The following is a 19,691-nucleotide window of genomic DNA, read 5'->3' on the forward strand; positions in this document are numbered from 1 at the left end:
CAGGTGACGACATGCCCACACCTTCACGCCCCGCCGTACTCGAACTGATCGGCAACACGCCACTGGTTCGCGTCAGTCGCTTCGATACCGGCCCCTGCACGCTGTTCCTCAAGCTGGAGTCCCAGAACCCCGGCGGTTCCATCAAGGACCGCATTGGCCTGGCCATGATCGACGCCGCCGAACGCGACGGCCGCCTGGGCCCCGGCGGCACCATCATTGAGGCTACGGCCGGCAACACCGGCCTGGGCCTGGCGCTGGTGGGCCGGGCCAAGGGTTACCGCGTGGTACTGGTGGTGCCGGACAAGATGTCCACCGAAAAGGTGCTGCACCTCAAGGCCATGGGCGCCGAGGTGCATATCACCCGCTCCGATGTAGGCAAGGGCCATCCCGATTACTACCAGGACATCGCCGCACGCCTGGCCCAGGACATTCCCGGTTCATTCTTCGCCGACCAATTCAACAACCCGGCCAATCCCCAGGCCCATGAAACCAGCACCGCGCCGGAGATCTGGGCGCAAACCCAGCACGACGTGGATGCAATCGTGGTCGGAGTCGGCTCGGCAGGCACGCTCACCGGCCTGACCCGTTTCTTCCAGCGCGTGCAACCGGAACTGGAGATGGTACTGGCCGATCCGGTGGGCTCGGTGATGGCCGAATACAGCCGCAGCGGCCAGTTGATCACCCCTGGGTCGTGGGCCGTGGAAGGTATCGGCGAGGATTTCATCCCGTCGATTGCCGACCTGTCCAGCGTGCGCCACGCCTATTCCATCAGTGATGAAGACAGCTTCGACCACGCCCGCCAACTGCTCAAGGCCGAGGGTATTCTCGGCGGTTCTTCCACCGGCACCCTGCTCGCCGCCGCGCTGCGCTATTGCCGTGAACAAACCACGCCCAAGCGCGTGGTCAGCTTTGTGTGCGACACCGGCACACGGTACCTGTCGAAGGTCTACAACGACCAATGGATGACCGACGCAGGCCTGCTGCGCTACACCCACTACGGCGACCTGCGTGACCTGATCGCCCGCCGTTTCGAAGACGGCCGCGTGATCAGCGTGAGCCCCGACGACACCTTGCTCACCGCCTTCCAGCGCATGCGCCTGGCCGATGTGTCGCAACTGCCGGTGCTGGTCAACGGCCGTGAACTGGTGGGGGTGATCGACGAGTCCGACATCCTGCTGGGCCTGCACCACGACGCCGCGCACTTCACGATGATCGTCGCCAGCGCCATGACCGACCACCTGCAAACCCTGGCCCCCAGCGCCAGCCTGATCGAACTGCAAGCCGAACTGGATCGCGGCCTGGTCGCCATCATTGCCGACGCAGACGGCTTTTACGGCCTGATCACCCGCGTCGACCTGCTCAACCACCTGCGGAGATCCCTTGCATGAGCCCGCCCGATAAAAGCGCGTTTGCCACCCGTGTGATCCACGCCGGGCAGTCCCCCGACCCCACCACCGGCGCGCTGATGCCGCCGATCTACGCCAATTCGACCTACCTGCAAGACAGCCCCGGCGTGCACAAAGGCTTCGACTACGGCCGCTCCCACAACCCCACGCGATTCGCTCTGGAGCGTTGCGTGGCGGACCTTGAGGGCGGCAGCCAGGCGTTTGCCTTTGCATCCGGGCTGGCGGCGATTTCCACGGTGCTGGAACTGTTGGACGCGGGCGCGCATATCGTCTCCGGCAATGACCTGTATGGCGGCACCTTTCGGCTGTTCGACAAGGTGCGCCAACGCAGCGCCGGGCACCGTTTCAGCTTTGTGGATTTGAGTGATGTACTGGCGTTTGAAGCGTCGCTGCAAGACGATACGCGCATGGTCTGGGTCGAAACGCCGAGCAACCCGCTGTTGAGCCTCACTGACCTGGCCGCCATCGCACGCATCTGCCGGGCCCGCGGGATCATCTGCGTGGCCGACAACACCTTCGCCAGCCCATGGATCCAGCGCCCGCTGGAGTTGGGCGTTGATGTGGTGGTGCACTCCAGCACCAAATACCTCAATGGCCACTCCGATGTGATCGGCGGCATTGCCGTTGTCGGCGACAACCCCGAACTGGCTGAACGCCTGGGCTTTCTACAGAACTCAGTGGGCGCCATCGCCGGCCCCTTCGACGCCTTCCTGACCCTGCGCGGCGTGAAAACCCTGGCCCTGCGCATGGAGCGTCATTGCAGCAACGCCCTGGACCTGGCCACCTGGCTGGAACAGCAGCCGCAGGTGTCGCGGGTCTACTACCCCGGTCTTGCTTCTCACCCACAGCACGCCTTGGCCTGCCAGCAGATGCGCGGGTTCGGCGGGATGATTTCAGTGGACCTGAACAGCGACCTGGCTGGCGCCACACGCTTTCTGGAGAACGTGCAGATCTTCGCCCTGGCCGAAAGCCTGGGCGGCGTGGAAAGCCTGATCGAACATCCGGCGATCATGACCCATGCCAGCATCCCGGCGGCAATGCGGGCGCAGTTGGGCATTGGTGACGGGCTGGTGCGGTTGTCGGTGGGGGTTGAGGATGTGGAAGATCTGCGGGCGGATTTGGCGCAGGCGTTGGCCCGCATCTAACTGCGCCACCGGGTTTGTGTGGTGAGCGGGCTTCTTGTGGTGAACAGGGTTCTTATGGTGGGCAGGGTTCCTTGGTAAGTGAGGTTCTGTGGTGAGCGGGCTTCTGTGGTGAGCGGGCTTGCCCCGCGCTGGGTGGCGAAGCCGCCCTAAACCCGGGCGATCGGGCCCTTGCTGATGCTACGCGGTGTTTGTTATTGGGGCTGCTTCGCAGCCCAGCGCGGGGCAAGCCCGCTCACCACAGAAGCCCACTTAGCACAGAGGCCTGGTCACCCTAAGGAGCCCACTTAGCACAGAAGCCTGCCCACCCTAAGGAGCCCACTTAGCACAGAAGCCTGCTCACCCTAAGGAGCCCAATTACCACAGAAGCCTGCTCACCCCAAGAAGCCAGTGCGCCTGCACACACGATCAGTTCGACTTGATGTTCGCCCGTGCGCTGTGCAGCTTCTTGTAGCTCTCGATCAAGCGCAGATGCCGGTCCAGCCCTTCCAGCTTGATGCTGGTCGGCGTCAACCCATGGAACCGCACACTGCCATCGACCGAGCCGATCACTGCGTCCATCCGCTCATTGCCAAACATGCGGCGGAAGTTGGCTTCGTAGTCCGCCAGGTCCAGGTCGTCGTCCAGTTCCATCTCCAGCACCCCGTTCAGCGCCTGGTAGAACAGTCCACGGTCGGCGGTGTTGTCGTTGTACTGCAGGAACATCTCCACGCACTCCTTCGCCTCCTCGTACTGCTGCAAGGCCAGGAAGATCAGCAGCTTCAACTCCAGGATGGTCAGTTGGCCCCACACGGTGTTGTCGTCGAACTCGATGCCGATCAGCGTGGTGATGTCGGTGTAGTCGTCCAGTTCGCTTTCGATCAGGCGCTCGACCAGCGCCTGCAATTCTTCTGTGTCCAGGCGATGCAGGTTGAGGATGTCCTCGCGGAAAAACAGCGCCTTGTTGGTGTTGTCCCAGATCAGGTCGTCCACCGGGTAGATTTCCGAGTAGTCCGGCACCAGGATGCGGCATGCGGTGGCGCCGAGGTGCTCGTACACCGCCATGTAGGCTTCTTTGCCCATGCCTTCCAGGATGCCGAACAAAGTCGCAGCCTCCTGGACGTTGGAGTCTTCGCCTTCGCCGCTGAAGTCCCACTCGACAAATTCGTAGTCCGACTGTGCGCTGAAGAAGCGCCACGACACCACGCCACTGGAGTCGATGAAGTGCTCGACGAAGTTGTTCGGCTCCGTCACTGCCTGGCCTTCGAAGGTCGGTTGCGGCAAGTCGTTCAAGCCTTCGAAGCTGCGGCCTTGCAGCAGTTCGGTAAGGCTGCGCTCCAGCGCCACTTCCAGGCTCGGGTGGGCGCCGAACGAGGCGAACACACCGCCGGTGCGCGGGTTCATCAAGGTCACGCACATCACCGGGAACTCGCCGCCCAGGGACGCATCCTTGACCAGCACCGGGAAGCCCTGGGCTTCCAGACCTTCAATGCCCGCCACAATGCTCGGGTACTTGGCGAGCACGTCAGCTGGCACGTCCGGCAAAGCAAATTCGCCTTCGATGATTTCACGCTTGACCGCACGCTCGAAAATCTCCGACAGGCACTGCACCTGGGCTTCAGCCAGGGTATTGCCCGCGCTCATGCCGTTGCTGAGGTAGAGGTTTTCGATCAGGTTGGACGGGAAGTACACCACCTCGCCATCGGACTGGCGTACGAACGGCAGCGAAACAATGCCACGCGCTTCGTTGCCGGAGTTGGTGTCGAACAGGTGCGAACCGCGCAACTCGCCTTCGCGGTCGTAGACCTTGCGGCAGTAAGCGTCGAGGATCTCGGTTGGCAACTCGTCATTCGGGCCTGGCTGGAACCAGCGTTCATCCGGGTAATGCACGAACGGCGCGTTGGCCAGCGCCTCTCCCCAGAACTGATCGTTGTAGAAGAAGTTGCAGTTGAGCCGCTCGATGAATTCGCCCAATGCCGACGCCAGCGCGCCCTCCTTGGTCGCGCCCTTGCCGTTGGTGAAACACATCGGCGAATGCGCATCGCGGATATGCAGCGACCAGACGTTGGGCACGATATTGCGCCACGACGCAATCTCGATCTTCATGCCCAGGCCGGCAAGGATGCCGGACATGTTGGCGATGGTCTGCTCCAGCGGCAGGTCCTTGCCCGCGATGTAGGTGCCCTGCTCCGACAGACTGCTGGGCATCAACAAGGCCTGGGCGTCGGCGTCGAGGTTTTCCACCTCTTCGATCACAAACTCGGGCCCGGCCTGTACCACTTTTTTCACGGTGCAACGGTCGATGGAACGCAGGATGCCCTGGCGGTCCTTATCGGAGATATCCGCCGGCAATTCGACCTGGATCTTGAAGATCTGGTTATAGCGGTTTTCCGGGTCGACGATGTTGTTCTGGGACAGGCGAATATTGTCCGTGGGGATATTGCGGGTCTGGCAGTACAGCTTCACGAAGTACGCGGCGCACAGCGCCGACGATGCGAGGAAGTAATCGAATGGCCCCGGTGCCGAACCGTCGCCTTTATAGCGAATCGGTTGGTCGGCAATCACCGTGAAGTCATCGAACTTGGCTTCAAGCCGGAGGTTGTCGAGAAAGTTGACCTTGATTTCCATGGGGGCACACCAGAATAACGGGCTAAACAAAAATGGCCGCCATTATGGGGTTTTTCGTCGATTAATTTCAGGCTTTTGACCAATGGCTGGCGAAATAGCCAATGTGGATTAATCTTCTGCACGTTGGCGCCGATGGACTGTGTGCAACCAGGGAGTAGTCGGAATGCGCAACAACCAGCCCGTAACACAACGCGAGATTTCACTCGCGCCTTCACAAAAACTGATCTCTGCCACCGATACTCAGGGTGGCATCACTTATTGCAACGATGCCTTTGTCGAAATCAGCGGCTTTGAACGCGCCGATCTGATCGGCGCGCCGCAGAACATTGTGCGTCACCCCGATGTGCCGCCGGCGGTCTTTGCACACATGTGGGCTGCGCTCAAGCAAGGCCTGCCGTGGATGGGCATCGTCAAGAACCGCTCGAAAAACGGCGACCATTATTGGGTCAACGCCTACGTCACGCCGATCTTCGAAGGCAGCCGGGTGGTGGGTTTCGAGTCCGTGCGGGTCAAACCCACGGCCGATGAAATCCGCCGCGCCGAGGCGTTGTATCGACGTCTGGGCCAAGGCAAGACGGGTATTTCATCCATGAATGCCTGGGTGCCGGCACTGGTGAGCTGCATCCCCTACGCAGCCACCGGTATCGCCGGCAGTGTGGCCGGGCTGTTCCTCAGCGCCCCGGTCGCCATTGCGGTAGCCGTCGCCGTCGCCGTGCCGGTGGGCGTGCTCTGCTCCCGCGTACGCCAAGGCAGCACCTTGCGCCTGCTGGCGGGTGTCGAACCCTCGACATCGGATGCCTTGATCGCCCAGATGTACAGCGACGCGAGCGGCCCCCAGGCGCGCTTGGAAACCGCGTTCCTCAGCCAGAACGCCCGCCTGAAAACCTGCCTCACCCGCTTGCAGGACAGTGCCGAACAGCTCAGCGCCCTGGCCGGGCAATCGGATCAGTTGGCCACCGCCAGCTCCAAAGGCCTGGATCGCCAGCGCGTCGAAACCGAGCAAGTCTCCGCCGCCGTCAACCAGATGGCGGCGACCACCCAGGAAGTCGCCAGCCATGTGCAGCGCACGGCCGACGCCACCCAACAAGCCAACGTGCTGACCGGCCGTGGCCGTGAAGTGGCGCGTGATACCCGCCTGGCCATTGAGCGGTTGTCTGCCGTGGTGGGCGAAACCGGCACCACCGTGGCGCAATTGGCCAAGGACAGTGACGAAATCGGCAGTGTGGTGGACGTGATCAAAGGCATCGCCGATCAAACCAACCTGCTGGCGCTCAACGCCGCGATTGAAGCCGCCCGCGCTGGCGAGCAGGGCCGTGGCTTTGCCGTGGTAGCCGATGAAGTGCGTCAACTGGCCCAGCGCACCTCCCAATCCACCACCCAGATCCACGCCCTGATCACTCAGTTGCAGGCGTCGTCCAACAACGCCGTGCAAAGCATGGAAAACGGTCAACGCCAGGCCCAGGAAGGCGTGGCGCGGGTGCTGGAAGCGGACCAGGCATTGGTCGGTATCAGCGAAGCAGTGTCCCACATCACCGACATGACCACCCAGATCGCCGCCGCCACCGAGGAGCAAAGCGCGGTCGCCGAGGAGATCAGCCGCAACATCACCACCATCGCCGAACTGGCCGACCAGACGTCGATGCAAGCCCATCAATCCACTGGCCTGAGCAAGGAGCTGACCAATACGGCGGCCACTCAATATGCGTTGGTAGAACGCTTCAATCGCTGAGTGAAGGCAAGCGGGCACCCTGTTACAAGGTGCCTACGGCTTGCGCTTGCCCGGTGAGGGTGAAGACGCAATCTACGGATTCCCCTGAGGCTGCTTGCGATACATCCCCGTGAAGTAATCCGCAAAGTCCGGCGCCGAGTTGTGGTTGATCACCGCGAAATTCTTCACCAGTTGAATGTGATACGGGCCGGCGCGACGAGTCGCCAAGGGCTCGCGCACGATGATCAGGTTTTCGGTTTCCATCGCCACCGAGTGGTGCGCGCTGACGATCACCTTGTCGGTGCCGGTTTCCTTGAGCGTCAAGGTGAACTCTGCCACTTCCCGGCCCTGGGCATCGCGGTCGGGGAGGATTTTCAGGTCCAGGTCGCCGTCGCGGTCGAGGAAGTCGTTGCGCATCTGGTAGTGACCGTTGCGCTGATCGCGGGCGACTTCGTCGAACTTTTCGTACTCGGGCTCACGGTATTCGTCGTGCAACTGGATCGCTCGCTCTCGCTGGTCGCCCTTGGCGCTGCTGACCCAGGTACCGGTGTAATCCGATTTGATGCGCCAAATGCCGGTCTGATGGCCGTCATCGGTGTATTCATGCAGGTAAAGGAAGGACTCATCAGCATACTCGCCGCGATCCCCCACCAACTTGATCGGCTTACCGCTGCCGCTTTGGGTGTAGCGCAGCTCGCCAATCATCACCGCGCCCTGTTGCTGGTACCAGATTTCTACCGGGATTTTGCCATCCAGGGTGCCCACCAGCCGCTGTGCATCTTCATTGACCGGCCCTTCCAGCCTGGCGGTTTCCAGCCATTGGCCGTCCTTCCATTCGCCGGTGGTGCGCAGCATGTAGCCGCTGGGCATGCTGGTGTTGGCGTCATCGTCTGTCGCAGGCACTTCTTGCTGGGTATATGAGCTGAGTCGCACCAGTTCGCCGTTGCGCATTTGCCAGCGGCTCGCACGTGTCCAGCAGCAGCCACGGTCGGTCTGCGAATGGATAATGCCGTCCTTGGGGTTGACCGAGAACATGCCGCCGGAGGTTTCGTTGGCCAGCTCGGTCAAGGGGCCGTTCAGCACCCACTGCGTCTTTTGCGGGTCTTGCAGGTACACGTCGTAACTGGACTGGAAATCTTTATCCGCGCCGGTGCCGTTGCGGATCGCCAAGTCCTGGCGGCCGTCCTGATTGATGTCGGCGAAGTACACCACGCCGTTCTCCCCCATCAAACGCCAGTCGACGGTTTTACCGTTCTGGTCCATCGGCACCTGGGCGTCCGGGGTCTGCAATTGCTGGAGGATTTCGAGGGTGGCTGCGTCGCGGAGGGTGACCAGTGCCCGCGCCAGGTACTGCAAGTCCTGCGGCACCTCGGGGAACAGCACTTCAACCAGGTACTTGCCGCTGGGGTCATTGACCGAGAACGAGCGGGGTTCGGCCATGACCGGAGCCGCCACGGCCATGGAGAGGAGCACAGCGCTGACAAGCGAACGCATTCAAAGCATCCTTGCTGAAATTCGGGGGCGGCAGTGTAGCGGTTGTCCGCGCATAAATCGCTGTTTGGATGTGCCCGTAGGCTGCTATGTTGCGGGCCTCACGCGCGAAGGGAGGTGCCATGGAATCGTTAAGCAACAACGCCGCATTGGTGATCATCGACATGCAGCAAGGCATCAACCAACTCGCGCTCGGGCGACGTAACAATCCGCATGCGGAGTTGCACATGCACCGTCTGCTCAGCGCCTGGCGGCAAGTCGGTAGACCCATCGTGCATGTGCGGCATATCTCCCGCTCACCGGGCTCCGTGTTCTGGCCGGGGCAACCGGGTTGTGAATTCCAGCCCGCACTGCAGCCCCAGGCGCATGAGCATGTGCTGGAGAAAAACGTACCGGATGCGTTCACAAACACCGGCCTGGAACGCTGGCTGCACACGCGAGCGATCAGGCAGTTGGTGATCGTCGGGGTCATCACCAACAACTCCGTCGAGGCCACGGCGCGCTCAGGCGGCAACCTGGGCTTTGATGTCATCGTGGCCGCCGACGCCTGCTACACGTTTGACCAAAGCGACTTGTCGGGGCGCCTGTGGCCAGCGGAGGATGTGCATGCGCTGTCACTGAGCAACCTGGCGATGGATTACGCCAGGGTGGTCGGGAGCGATGAGATACTGGCGTCGGCTTAGAACAATGCCGCGCTCACCAGCATGTCCAACAGAGACTCGGGGAATACCGTTTCTTGCGTCGATCGCAGTTCGTGCGCCGACCACCAATGGTGGTCGGCCATGACCTGTGTTTCCTCCACGGTCCAATCAGCGCTGGAAAGCGCTTCGCTTTCTGCGTGAACCACAAAATACTGTTCGACGGCGAGCACGGTTTCGCCAGTGGGGAGCATCATCGGGAAACGGCGCTCGCCCACTGAGCCCGCCACGCTGCTGACCGTTATCCCAGTCTCCTCGCGCAGCTCGCGGATGGCCGCGGCCTCAAAGGTTTCCCCCTGCTCAACCCCTCCGCCCGGGGTAGCCCAGTAGTTTTTCCCGGCCAGCGCGCCATCCTTATGCACGAACCTGAACAACAGCACGGTTTGGGAGGGGCTGATCACCAACAGTCGCGATGCCTGTCGTTCACGCATGGGATGTGCTCGCGTCCTGAAGCAAGCGCGCAATGGCCTGGCGCAACTCCCCGTGAAGCTCTTCTGCATAAGGAACCGCGCTCTTCCAGTCATAAAACCACGCGGGCATCCTGCGCTTGTCGTCGGGCTCCGAGGCGTAGCGCGGGAAGATATGGCAATGCAACTCGGGCTCGGAATTGCCGAGGATCTCGTAGTTCATGCGCAAGGCGTCAGTGGCCTGCAGCACGGCATCGCCGAGTCGCGCCATGTCCAGCAGGTAGGCGGCGCGGGCTTCGGTATCCAGGTCGTTCAAGCTCGCCACCACCGGATCAGGCAACAGCAGGCAGTAGCCCGGCAGAAACTGCACATCCCCCATCACAGCATAGCTATCTACACAACTCTCAAAGGCTTATACATAACTCTGTGGTGAGCGGGCTTGTCCCGCGCTGGGCTGCGCAGCAGCCCCAAAACCAGGCAACTTGGTTTTTCTGAAAAAACGCGGTGGCTTTGATGGGGCTGCTTCGCAGCCCAGCGCGGGACAAGCCCGCTCACCACAACAGCCCATTTGCCATAGATTCAGCATCCACTGGAAGTTGTGTAGATACCTATGGCTATCGGGGGCAAGCCCCCTCCCACATTTAGACCCAGGTGTGTCAGCCCACGCCTACTTCTACCACTCCAGCATTCAACCGCACCGGCCACACCCGCAGGCGCTGATCCGGCGCCTCCAGGCACTGGCCGTCGTGCAAGCGGTAATGCTGCTTATAGATCGGCGCAGCCACCACCAGATCGCCCTTGATACTGCCGACCAATCCGCGACCAATCACATTCGCTCCCGACTCCGGGTCATGGTTGTCGATGGCGAACAGCGTCTGTTCCTGCGCGCCCGGCAGGTAGAACAGCGCCACTTGCGCGCCGTCCAGCCACACCACCACGCCGGAATGGCGCACCAGGTCAGTCTCGTTGCACACGCGTTTCCAGGTGGACTGGCTCATCAGGCAAGCTCCTCGATGACAGGAATCAGGTTGAGTTCAGCGGCCATGATCGGCCGGCGCTGGCCGCGTTCCTGGACAAAGTGGATGTCCGGATCCGGGCGTTTGTCATTGACGAAGGTGCGGAAGCGCTTGAGCTTTTCCGGGTCTTTGAGGGCGTTGGCCCATTCGCATTCGTAGCGATCGACCACCAGTTGCATTTGCGCTTCCAGCTCGGCGCCCAGGCCCAGGCTGTCGTGCAGGATCACGTCCTTGAGGAAATCCAGGCCGCCTTCCAGGCTTTCGCGCCACACCGAGGTGCGCTGCAGTTTGTCGGCGGTGCGGATGTAGAACATCAGGAAACGGTCGATGTACTGGATCAGCGTGGCGTCATCGAGGTCGGTGGCGAACAGTTCGGCATGGCGCGGACGCATGCCGCCGTTACCGGCAATGTAGAGGTTCCAGCCCTTTTCGGTGGCAATCACGCCCACGTCTTTGCTCTGGGCTTCAGCGCATTCACGGGTGCAGCCGGACACCGCGAACTTGAGCTTGTGCGGCGAACGCAGGCCCTTGTAGCGGTCCTCGATCAGCAGCGCCATTTTCACGCTGTCCTGCACGCCGTAGCGGCACCAGGTGCTGCCCACGCAGGACTTGACCGTGCGCGTGGATTTGCCATACGCGTGCCCGGTCTCGAAGCCGGCCGCGATCAGCTCGGCCCAGATATCCGGCAGCTCATGCAGTTGCGCGCCAAACAGGTCGATGCGCTGGCCGCCGGTGATCTTGGTGTAGAGGTCGTATTTCTTCGCCACCTCGCCAATCACGATCAGCTTGTCGGCGGTAATCTCGCCGCCCGGAATCCGTGGCACCACCGAGTAGGTGCCGTTCTTCTGCATGTTGGCCATGAACGTGTCGTTGGTGTCCTGCAATGGCACCAGCGAGGCATCCATGATCGGCTGGTTCCAGCACGAAGCCAGGATCGAACCCACCGCCGGTTTGCACACGTCGCACCCGATGTGGCCACGGCCGTGCTTGGCCAGCAGTTCTTCGAAGGTGATCACCCCTTCCACCCGCACCAGGGCATACAGTTCCTGGCGGGTATAGGCGAAGTGTTCGCACAGGCTCTTGTCGACGCTGACACCACGGGCGATCAGTTCGTGTTCAAACACCTGCTTGAGCAAGCCCGCGCAACCGCCGCAACCGGTGCAAGCCTTGGTCTGGGATTTGAGCAGGCCCAGGTCGCTGCAACCGCCGTCGATGGCCGAGCAGATCGCACCTTTGGTGACGTTGTGGCAGGAACACACGGTGGCCGATTCGGGCAACGCGCCGGGGCCGAGGGTCGGTGCGCCAGCGGAGGACGGCAGGATCAGGCTGGCCGGTTCCGCCGGCAGCGCAATCGCGTTCTGCATGTATTGCAGCAAGGTGTCGTAGTAGCTGTTGTCACCCACCAGTACCGCACCGATCACATGCTTGCCCGATGCGTCCACCACCAGGCGCCGGTAGCTGGCGCTGGCCTCGTCGATAAACTGGTAGCTGCGCGCACCCGGCGTGTGGGCGTGGGCGTCGCCGATGGAGCCGACGTCCACGCCGAGCAGTTTGAGCTTGGTGGACATGTCGGCGCCGACAAACGGCTCGGCAGCCTGCGCACACAACAGCGCGGCAACCCCACGGGCCATCTGGTAGCCCGGCGCGACCAGGCCGAACAGGCTGCCATTCCACGAGGCACACTCGCCGATCGCGTAGATGTGCGGGTCGCAGCTTTTGCATTCATCGTTGATCACCACGCCGCCGCGCGGGCCGATCTCCAGGCCAGCCTGGCGCGCCAGTGCATCCTGGGCGCGGATACCGGCTGAGAACACGATAAGGTCGGTTTCCAGAAATTCGTCGTTGGCAAAGTTCATGCGATAGCGGTACTGCTCGCCCGCGCTGATCGACTGCGTGGCACGGGACAGGTGCACACCGACGCCCAGCCGTTCGATCTGGGCCTTGAGCGCCAGGCCGCCAAAATCATCCAACTGCACTGGCATCAAGCGCGGCGCGAACTCCACCACATGGGCTTCCAGGCCGAGGCTTTTCAGGGCGTTCGCCGCTTCCAGGCCCAGCAAGCCACCGCCGACCACTACCCCGCGCCGGGCATTGGCTGCCGCAGCACGAATGGCATCAAGGTCTTGCAAGGTGCGATACACCAACCGCGAATCGCCTTCGGCGCCTTCAATAGGTGGCACAAACGGGTAGGAACCGGTGGCCAGGACCAAGGTGTCGTAGCCCACAAAGCCCTGCGCCGTGATCACCTCACGGCGGGCGCGGTCGATTTCCAGCACCGGCACGCCCAAGTGCAAGGTCACACCCGGCGTCTGGTACAGCGACGCTTCGCAGAGGGCCAACGACTCGGCATCGCGGCCGGTGAAATACTCGGAGAGGTGCACACGGTCATAGGCGCGCATCGGCTCCTCACTGAACACATGCAGGTGGAAGTGCTCCAGCGCACCGCGCTCGATCAGTTGCTCCACGCAATGGTGACCGACCATGCCATTGCCAACGACGATCAGGGTTTTCATCGGTTTGTTCATATCAGCACCTGACAACATTCATCACGGTTTAAAAAGCAAAAAAAAACGCCTGAAACCTTGCGGTTCCAGGCGTCTTTGCCTGTTCTTATGCGGGATCGGTTCGGACGACTTCGCCGGATCCATCGCTTTATGCCCATGACCTTGAAGGGCCTGTCGATCGTCGTTGACCGAGTGGGGTTGAGGGGGAGCTTGCAGGCGGCGTGCCAATTGGCCGCAACCCCGCAGTCGCGGCTACGCCAGCCCTTCAACCCAGCAATACGCCCACGATTGCGCCTCCAACTGGTGCGCCCCGCATCATATAAGTGCGCATACCCGCCTCTGTGGCGAGGGAGCTTGCTCCCGCTGGAGTGCGCAGCGCTCCCAGGATTTTGGGGGCGCTTCGCAGCCCAGCGGGAGCAAGCTCCCTCGCCACAGTGGGTAAGCCACTTGAAATGCAAAGCTGGCGCGTGACTTGCTAGGAACACCTGCATAAAGCAGTCAACGCTGATTGCCCATTCACGACAAAGGCGCCGTGCACCCCCGTTTCCAAACGGAGGGTTGCAGGGCGCTTTTTTGTTGGCGGGTAAAAAAGTTTCGAGGGTGACGGATGGCAAACCATAGCGTACGCAGCGTGTGTCCTTATTGTGGCGTCGGCTGCGGCATCGTGATGCAAGTGGAAAACAATAAAGTGGTCAAGGTGATCGGCGACAAGGCCCACCCCACCAACTTCGGCCGCCTGTGCACCAAAGGCACTACGTGCGGCCAAGCCATCGCCGAGTCAGGCCGCATGGAGAATGCCTACCTGCGCGAAGAGCGCGATCACGACCCGGTGCGCATCGCCATGGACACCGCCATCAGCGAAACCGCCAGCCGCCTGCGCCATATCCTCGACCGCGATGGCCCCGATGCGCTGGCGTTCTACGTGTCCGGGCAAATGTCCCTGGAGGCGCAGTACCTCGTCAACAAGTTGGCCAAGGGCTTTGTGCGCACGCCGAACATCGAATCCAACTCGCGCCTGTGCATGGCCAGCGCGGGCAGCGGCTACAAGCTGTCCCTGGGCTCGGATGGGCCACCGGGGTCCTACGAAGACTTTGACCGCGCCGACCTGTTCTTCGTGATCGGCGCCAACATGGCCGACTGTCACCCGATTCTGTTCCTGCGCATGATGGACCGGGTCAAGGCCGGGGCGAAGCTGATCGTGGTCGACCCCCGACGCACCGCCACCGCCGACAAGGCCGACCTGTACCTGCCGATCAAGCCCGGCACCGACCTCGCCCTGCTCAATGGCCTGCTGTACCTGCTGGTTAAAAACGGCCACACCGACCCAGCCTTCATCGCCGCATTCACCGAAGGCTGGGAGGCCATGCCTGGCTTTCTTGAGGACTATTCGCCCGACCGCGTCGCCGCCCTCACCGGCCTGGCCGAAGCGGATATCCGCCAAGCCGCTGACTGGATCGGCCAGGCCGCCGAGTGGATGAGTTGCTGGACCATGGGCCTCAACCAAAGCACCCACGGCACCTGGAACACCAACGCCCTGTGCAACCTGCACCTGGCCACCGGCGCGATTTGCCGCCCCGGCAGCGGGCCGTTTTCCCTCACCGGCCAACCCAACGCCATGGGTGGCCGCGAGATGGGCTACATGGGCCCAGGCCTGCCGGGGCAGCGTTCGGTGCTGGTCGAAGCCGACCGCGCATTTATCGAAGACCTCTGGCAAATCCCGCCTGACCACCTGCCGCGCCAGGCCGGCAACGGCACCGTGGCGATGTTCGAGCAGATGGCTGCCGGGCGGATCAAGGCGTGTTGGATCATCTGCACCAACCCGGTGGCCAGCGTGCCCAATCGCCAGATCGCCATCGACGGTTTGCGCACCGCCGAACTGGTGATCACCCAGGACGCCTACCTCGACACCGAGACCAACCGCTACGCCGATATCCTGCTGCCCGGCGCGCTGTGGGCCGAGGCTGAAGGGGTGATGATCAACTCAGAACGCAACCTGACCCTGATGCAGAAAGCCGTCGAGGCGCCCGGCGACACTTTGCCCGACTGGCAAATCATCGCTCGGGTTGCCTGTGAAATGGGCTTTGCCGACGCCTTCACCTATGCCAGCGCCGCCGAGGTATTCGAAGAAATTAAACGCGCCTGGAACCCCAAGACCGGCTACGACCTGCGCGGCGCCAGCCACGCACGCCTGCGTGAACAACCGCTGCAATGGCCCTGCGCTTCGGCTGATGGCGCGGACCGCAACCCGATCCGCTACCGCACCGCCGGCACGCTCACATTCGCCACTGACAGCGGCAAAGGCCAGTTCTTCCCGCGCCCCCATATGCCGCCTGCGGAAATGCCCGACGAGCGCTTCCCGTTCGTGCTCAACACCGGCCGCCTGCAGCACCAGTGGCACACCCTGACCAAGACCGGCAAGGTCGCCACCCTGAACAAACTCAACCCCGGCCCGTTCGTGGAAATCCACCCCGACGATGCCAGGCGCCTGGGCCTCAAGGCCAAGGATCCGGTGGAGGTGCGCTCCCTGCGCGGGCGTGCCGTGCTGCCAGCGCTGATCACCGACCGCGTGCGTCCCGGCAACTGCTTTGCGCCCTTCCACTGGAATGATGTGTTTGGCGAGCACCTGGCGATCAACGCGGTGACCCACGATGCCGTCGACCCGATTTCCCTGCAGCCCGAGTTCAAGTGCTGCGCTGTCGCGCTGGCCCGAGTCGAGCTGATCGACCATCAGTTCCTTGATCAACCCGCTCCCCAAGATCTCCGAGAGGACTTCAGCATGTCGCGCCTCGACGCCTTCGCCGAACTCGCCGGTATCCGTAACGTACCGGCGCCGACACTGAGCGACAGTGAACGCACCTACCTCGCCGGGTTCCTCAGCGGCCTGCACGCCAGTGCGGCGCGCCAGGACGCTGGCGTACCGGTAATGCCGGCGAGCGCGCCGCTGGCCAAGGATGCCCGCCTATGGCTGGACGGCTTGCTCGGCGGTTTGTTCAGCCGCGCAGACTCTGCGCCAGCAGCCGCCCCGGACGTCACGCTGTTGTGGGCGTCGCAGACCGGCAATGCCGAAGCCCTCGCCGAGCGCTTTGCCAAACGCCTGCGCGAAGCGGGCATCAGCGTAGAACTGAGCGTCATGGCGGACTTCCCCGCAAGCAAACTGGCCAGCATCCAGACCCTGGCCCTGATCAGCAGCACCTTTGGCGACGGCGATCCACCGGACAATGGCGAAGGGTTCTGGCACAGCCTCAGCACCGTCGAGACGCGCCTTGAGTCTCTGCGGTTTGCGGTGCTCGCCTTGGGCGATCCGAATTACGACCAGTTCTGCAAGCACGGCAAAAGGCTTGACCAGCGCCTGCTGGAACTGGGCGCCACTCGCCTGCTGGAACGTGTCGACTGCGACACCGAATTCGAAGAACCCGCCGATGCCTGGCTGACCCGATTCCAGCAAACCCTCAACCCGGCCAAACCCGTCGCAGCGGCGGCCACCCCGGCCGGCAAAACCAAACTGCACCCGTCACGCCTGCTGCTCAACCGGCACCTGAACCCCAACAGCGCCCACAAGGAAACCCGCCAGTTCGCCCTGGACCTGACGGGCTCCGGCCTGACCTACGAAGCCGGTGATGCCCTCGGCGTGCGGCCGCGCAACTGCCCGGACCTGGTGAGCGAACTGCTTGAGCTGACCCAACTGAGCGCAGGCGCTTCGGTGAACATCGAGACGTTCGGTGACGTGTCGCTGCAACAAGCCCTGACCCAGCACTTCGAAATCGCCCGCCCCGGCAACGAGACCCTGGCCTTTATTGCCGAACGCAGCGCCAATTCAGGGCTGGAGCAACTGCTTCGACCCGAGCACAAGGCCGAACTCAAAGACTGGCTATGGGGCCGACAGCTCACGGATGTGCTGCAGGAATACCCCATCGACTGCTCGGCGGACGAACTGCTCGGTACCCTCAAGCGCCTGCAACCGCGGCTGTATTCGATTGCCTCCAGCGCCAAGGCCCATCCCCAGGAAGTCCACCTCACCGTGGCGGCGGTGCGATACGGCAAACGCAAAGGTGTGTCCTCGACCTTCCTCGCCGACCGCGTCGGCGACGGCGAAGTGCCGGTGTTTGTGCAACCGTCCAAACACTTCCGCACGCCCAGGGACGGCGATGTGCCGATGATCATGATCGGTCCCGGCACTGGGGTGGCGCCGTTTCGCGCGTTCTTGCAGGAGCGTCGGGCCATGGGGCATCAGGGCCGTAACTGGCTGTTTTTTGGCGAGCAGTACGCCGCCAGCGACTTCTACTACCAGGACGAACTGCAAGGCATGCAGCGCGATGGCCTGCTCACTCACCTGAGCCTGGCGTTTTCCCGTGACCAGGCGCAGAAGATCTACGTGCAGGACCGCATTCGCGAACAGGGCGCCGAGCTGTGGCGCTGGTTACAGGACGGCGCCAGGCTGTACATCTGCGGCGACGCCAGCCATATGGCCAAGGATGTGGACCAGGCGTTGCGCCAAGTGGCGCACACCCACGGTGGGCTGGGCGTGGAGGACGCCGTGGAGTACTGGCGCCAACTGAGCGAGCAGAAGCGTTATTTGCGTGATGTCTACTGATTGGATACAGAACAATCGTCAATTGTATTGTGTACAAAAAACCCTAAAGATTTGCTGAGTACGGGCCGAAACAGCATTGATAGCAAATCGCCGCACTGTTATTACAGCGTGCGGCGGTTTGACCACCCTCTGCGCTGATGGTCGTCTCGATGAAAATAAAAAATAAGCTTGTCCTGGCATTTGTCTCTGTCGCGTTTATCCCGGTCAGCCTGGTGGCCGTGATCTCTGTCATGAACACGCGAACCCAGGCGGTTGAACAGTTCATTGATGGCAGCACCCGGGAAATCCGCCAGATCGATGGCAATATCCGCCAGTTCTTCGACGGCACGCTACAGAACGTCGATCAAATGGCTACGGATCCTGTATACACCTCCATCAACACCTTGAAGAATTACCAACCCGCGGATGCGCCCAGCCAACCGATGCCTGCGGCCGCGCAAACCGTGATCGACCGTTTCGCCCGCTTTGGCGCCACCCACCCGGCGGCGGCCATTCTGTCCATCGGCCTGGAAGACGGCACCTACGTCAAATGGCCGGATGACCCGCAACTGGCCAAATACGACCCGCGCACGCGCCCTTGGTACAAAGCGGCGATGGCCAGCCCCGGCAAGACCGTGCGCACCCCGGCTTACTATTACGACAAAGACGACGTGGCCCTGGTGGGCACTGCACGGGCATTGCTCGACAACGCGGGCAAAGCCAAAGGCGTGTTCGTGGTCAGCGTATCGCTGAAGAACCTTACCGAACTGGTCAAGAGCATCAAGCTCGGCGAAAGCGGCTACGTGATGCTGATCGAGGACGGTGTGGTGCTGGTGGACCCGCGTGACGCCGGCCACAGCTTCAAGCCGCTCAAGGATTTGGGCGACGCCTATGCCCACCTTGCCCAAACGCCCCAAGGCTCCACCGAAGTAGAGATCGGCGGTGTGCGCTACATGGCCAACGTGTGGACCTCCCCCGGCCTGGGCTGGCGCTACATCGGGCTGATCGAACACAACGAAGTGATGGCCGAAGCCACACGCATGACCTACCTCACCGCCGCCATCGTCGGCGTGCTGGTGCTGGTCTTCGGCTTGCTCGCGGCAGCGTTTTCCAAGGTGATCGTCAAGCCCATCGGCCAGGTCAGCAGCGGCTTGCAATCCATCGCCGAGGGCGAAGGCGACCTGCGCCACGCGCTGCAGGTGCAGGGCAAGGACGAAACCGCCGAGTTGGCGGGCTGGTTCAACAAGTTTCTGGCGGCCATCCGCCAACTGATCCAGCACATCGGCGCAGCCTCGGCCAATTTGCAGAACGCCTCCAAGGTCAACAGCGAAGTGGCGCACAACATGAACGAAGCCGCCGGGCGTCAGCGTGAGGCGGTGGAGTTGGTGTCCACCGCGTTCAACGAAATGGTCGCCACTGCCAACGAAGTGGCGCGCTCGTGCAGCGGCGCGGCGGAGTCCGCCGAGAACGGCCACCGCCGCGTGGCCGAGGGCAAGCAGCAGATTGAAGTGACCACCGACAACGTCAACCGCCTGGGCCGCCGCCTGACCGAATCGTCCCAGGCCATGGTCGAACTGGAAGCCGGCAGCCGCAGCATCAACCAGATCCTCGGCACCATCCGCGCCATTGCCGAACAGACCAACCTGCTGGCGCTCAACGCCGCCATCGAAGCGGCCCGCGCCGGTGATCAGGGCCGCGGTTTTGCGGTGGTGGCCGATGAAGTGCGCGCACTGGCCAAGCGCACCTCGGACTCCACCGGCGAAATCGAACACCTGCTCGGCACCCTGGAAAACAAGACCCAGGAAGTCACGCAAAAAATGGGCAGTTGCCTGGACCTGTCACGGGCCAGTGTGTCGTCCATCGAGAGCGCGCGGGACAGCTTTGAAGGCATCCAGTTGTCGGTCAACGAGATCCGCGACCAGAACCTGCAAATCTCCGCCGCCGCCGAGGAACAACACAGCGTGGCCGAAGAGATCAACCGGCATATCCAGCAGATCTACGACGAAGCGCGGCTGGTGGAAAGCCTGGCCAACTCGGCGCAGGACGACTCGGGGCGGTTGTCGGAGTTGTCGGACGAGCTCAATGGGTTGGTGGGGCGCTTCAAGTCCTGACTTTCGGCAAGCGCACCTGTAGGCGCTGGCG

At 62.5% G+C, this 19,691-nt stretch carries 11 protein-coding genes and 1 pseudogene; 6 read left to right on the forward strand and 6 right to left on the reverse strand.

What is annotated here, in order from left to right; genetic code table 11:
* Positions 1 to 11 precede the first annotated feature (11 nt).
* Together AOA60_RS16315 and AOA60_RS16320 are read left to right on the forward strand one after the other, a co-directional pair.
* Entirely contained in the window at positions 12 to 1,388 is a 1,377-nt protein-coding gene (locus AOA60_RS16315) for a cystathionine beta-synthase (RefSeq protein WP_099585318.1), read from the forward strand.
* Positions 1,385 to 2,551 (forward strand): cystathionine gamma-synthase, encoded by a 1,167-nt coding sequence (locus AOA60_RS16320; RefSeq protein ID WP_099585319.1) that lies wholly within the window; start codon positions 1,385 to 1,387, stop codon positions 2,549 to 2,551. Before AOA60_RS16315 ends, AOA60_RS16320 begins: the two co-directional genes overlap by 4 nt.
* 405 nt (positions 2,552 to 2,956) lie before the next feature.
* Here AOA60_RS16320 and AOA60_RS16325 read toward each other — a convergent pair whose 3' ends face one another.
* The gene (locus AOA60_RS16325; protein WP_099585320.1) at positions 2,957 to 5,155 is read right to left on the reverse strand and encodes an OsmC domain/YcaO domain-containing protein; all 2,199 of its coding nucleotides are present in this window, start codon (positions 5,153 to 5,155) and stop codon (positions 2,957 to 2,959) included.
* Positions 5,156 to 5,318: 163 nt separating this feature from the next.
* On the opposite strand from AOA60_RS16325, the gene AOA60_RS16330 reads away from it, so the two are divergent.
* Complete coding sequence (locus AOA60_RS16330) at positions 5,319 to 6,884, forward strand: PAS domain-containing methyl-accepting chemotaxis protein (protein WP_099585321.1); 1,566 nt, start codon at positions 5,319 to 5,321, stop codon at positions 6,882 to 6,884.
* Between the two features lie 72 nt (positions 6,885 to 6,956).
* Here the strand turns inward: AOA60_RS16330 and AOA60_RS16335 are convergent, their stop codons facing one another.
* Complete coding sequence (locus AOA60_RS16335) at positions 6,957 to 8,357, reverse strand: hypothetical protein (protein WP_099585322.1); 1,401 nt, start codon at positions 8,355 to 8,357, stop codon at positions 6,957 to 6,959.
* Positions 8,358 to 8,476: 119 nt separating this feature from the next.
* On the opposite strand from AOA60_RS16335, the gene AOA60_RS16340 reads away from it, so the two are divergent.
* On the forward strand, positions 8,477 to 9,037 hold the full coding sequence (locus AOA60_RS16340; protein ID WP_099585323.1) for a cysteine hydrolase family protein: 561 nt from the start codon (positions 8,477 to 8,479) through the stop codon (positions 9,035 to 9,037).
* Here the strand turns inward: AOA60_RS16340 and AOA60_RS16345 are convergent.
* The 4 genes and pseudogenes from AOA60_RS16345 to nirB form a co-directional block, all read right to left on the reverse strand.
* Positions 9,034 to 9,483: an NUDIX hydrolase gene (locus AOA60_RS16345; RefSeq protein ID WP_099585324.1), complete on the reverse strand. Its 450-nt coding sequence runs from the start codon at positions 9,481 to 9,483 to the stop codon at positions 9,034 to 9,036. The genes AOA60_RS16340 and AOA60_RS16345 overlap by 4 nt on opposite strands.
* Positions 9,476 to 9,847, reverse strand: a pseudogene (locus AOA60_RS16350) (HIT family protein); the annotation flags it as partial. The pseudogene AOA60_RS16350 and the gene AOA60_RS16345, both read right to left, overlap by 8 nt.
* A gap of 268 nt (positions 9,848 to 10,115) precedes the next feature.
* On the reverse strand, positions 10,116 to 10,457 hold the full coding sequence (gene nirD, locus AOA60_RS16360; protein ID WP_099585325.1) for a nitrite reductase small subunit NirD: 342 nt from the start codon (positions 10,455 to 10,457) through the stop codon (positions 10,116 to 10,118).
* Positions 10,457 to 13,000 carry a nitrite reductase large subunit NirB gene (nirB, locus tag AOA60_RS16365; RefSeq protein ID WP_099585326.1) on the reverse strand — a complete coding sequence of 848 codons (2,544 nt, stop codon included), beginning with the start codon at positions 12,998 to 13,000 and terminating at the stop codon, positions 10,457 to 10,459. The genes nirD and nirB overlap by 1 nt, the downstream gene beginning before the upstream one ends.
* Positions 13,001 to 13,586: 586 nt before the next feature.
* Here nirB and AOA60_RS16370 point away from each other — a divergent pair.
* Both AOA60_RS16370 and AOA60_RS16375 read left to right on the forward strand, forming a co-directional pair.
* Entirely contained in the window at positions 13,587 to 17,570 is a 3,984-nt protein-coding gene (locus AOA60_RS16370; RefSeq protein ID WP_099585327.1) for a bifunctional nitrate reductase/sulfite reductase flavoprotein subunit alpha, read from the forward strand.
* 149 nt (positions 17,571 to 17,719) lie between these two features.
* Positions 17,720 to 19,660, forward strand: a complete 1,941-nt coding sequence (locus AOA60_RS16375) for a methyl-accepting chemotaxis protein (protein ID WP_099585328.1) — start codon at positions 17,720 to 17,722, stop codon at positions 19,658 to 19,660.
* Positions 19,661 to 19,691: the final 31 nt, after the last annotated feature.

It is taken from the genome of Pseudomonas sp. 2822-17 (assembly GCF_002742485.1).
Taxonomy (GTDB): domain Bacteria; phylum Pseudomonadota; class Gammaproteobacteria; order Pseudomonadales; family Pseudomonadaceae; genus Aquipseudomonas; species Aquipseudomonas cyclaminis.

What these genes read in the sequence shown, in the direction of transcription:
- AOA60_RS16315 (WP_099585318.1), top strand. Translation starts at nt 12, where the DNA reads ATGCCCACACCTTCACGCCCCGCCGTACTCGAACTGATCGGCAACACG.
- AOA60_RS16320 (WP_099585319.1), top strand. Translation starts at nt 1,385, where the DNA reads ATGAGCCCGCCCGATAAAAGCGCGTTTGCCACCCGTGTGATCCACGCC.
- AOA60_RS16325 (WP_099585320.1), bottom strand. Translation starts at nt 5,155, where the DNA reads ATGGAAATCAAGGTCAACTTTCTCGACAACCTCCGGCTTGAAGCCAAG.
- AOA60_RS16330 (WP_099585321.1), top strand. Translation starts at nt 5,319, where the DNA reads ATGCGCAACAACCAGCCCGTAACACAACGCGAGATTTCACTCGCGCCT.
- AOA60_RS16335 (WP_099585322.1), bottom strand. Translation starts at nt 8,357, where the DNA reads ATGCGTTCGCTTGTCAGCGCTGTGCTCCTCTCCATGGCCGTGGCGGCT.
- AOA60_RS16340 (WP_099585323.1), top strand. Translation starts at nt 8,477, where the DNA reads ATGGAATCGTTAAGCAACAACGCCGCATTGGTGATCATCGACATGCAG.
- AOA60_RS16345 (WP_099585324.1), bottom strand. Translation starts at nt 9,483, where the DNA reads ATGCGTGAACGACAGGCATCGCGACTGTTGGTGATCAGCCCCTCCCAA.
- nirD (WP_099585325.1), bottom strand. Translation starts at nt 10,457, where the DNA reads ATGAGCCAGTCCACCTGGAAACGCGTGTGCAACGAGACTGACCTGGTG.
- nirB (WP_099585326.1), bottom strand. Translation starts at nt 13,000, where the DNA reads ATGAACAAACCGATGAAAACCCTGATCGTCGTTGGCAATGGCATGGTC.
- AOA60_RS16370 (WP_099585327.1), top strand. Translation starts at nt 13,587, where the DNA reads ATGGCAAACCATAGCGTACGCAGCGTGTGTCCTTATTGTGGCGTCGGC.
- AOA60_RS16375 (WP_099585328.1), top strand. Translation starts at nt 17,720, where the DNA reads ATGAAAATAAAAAATAAGCTTGTCCTGGCATTTGTCTCTGTCGCGTTT.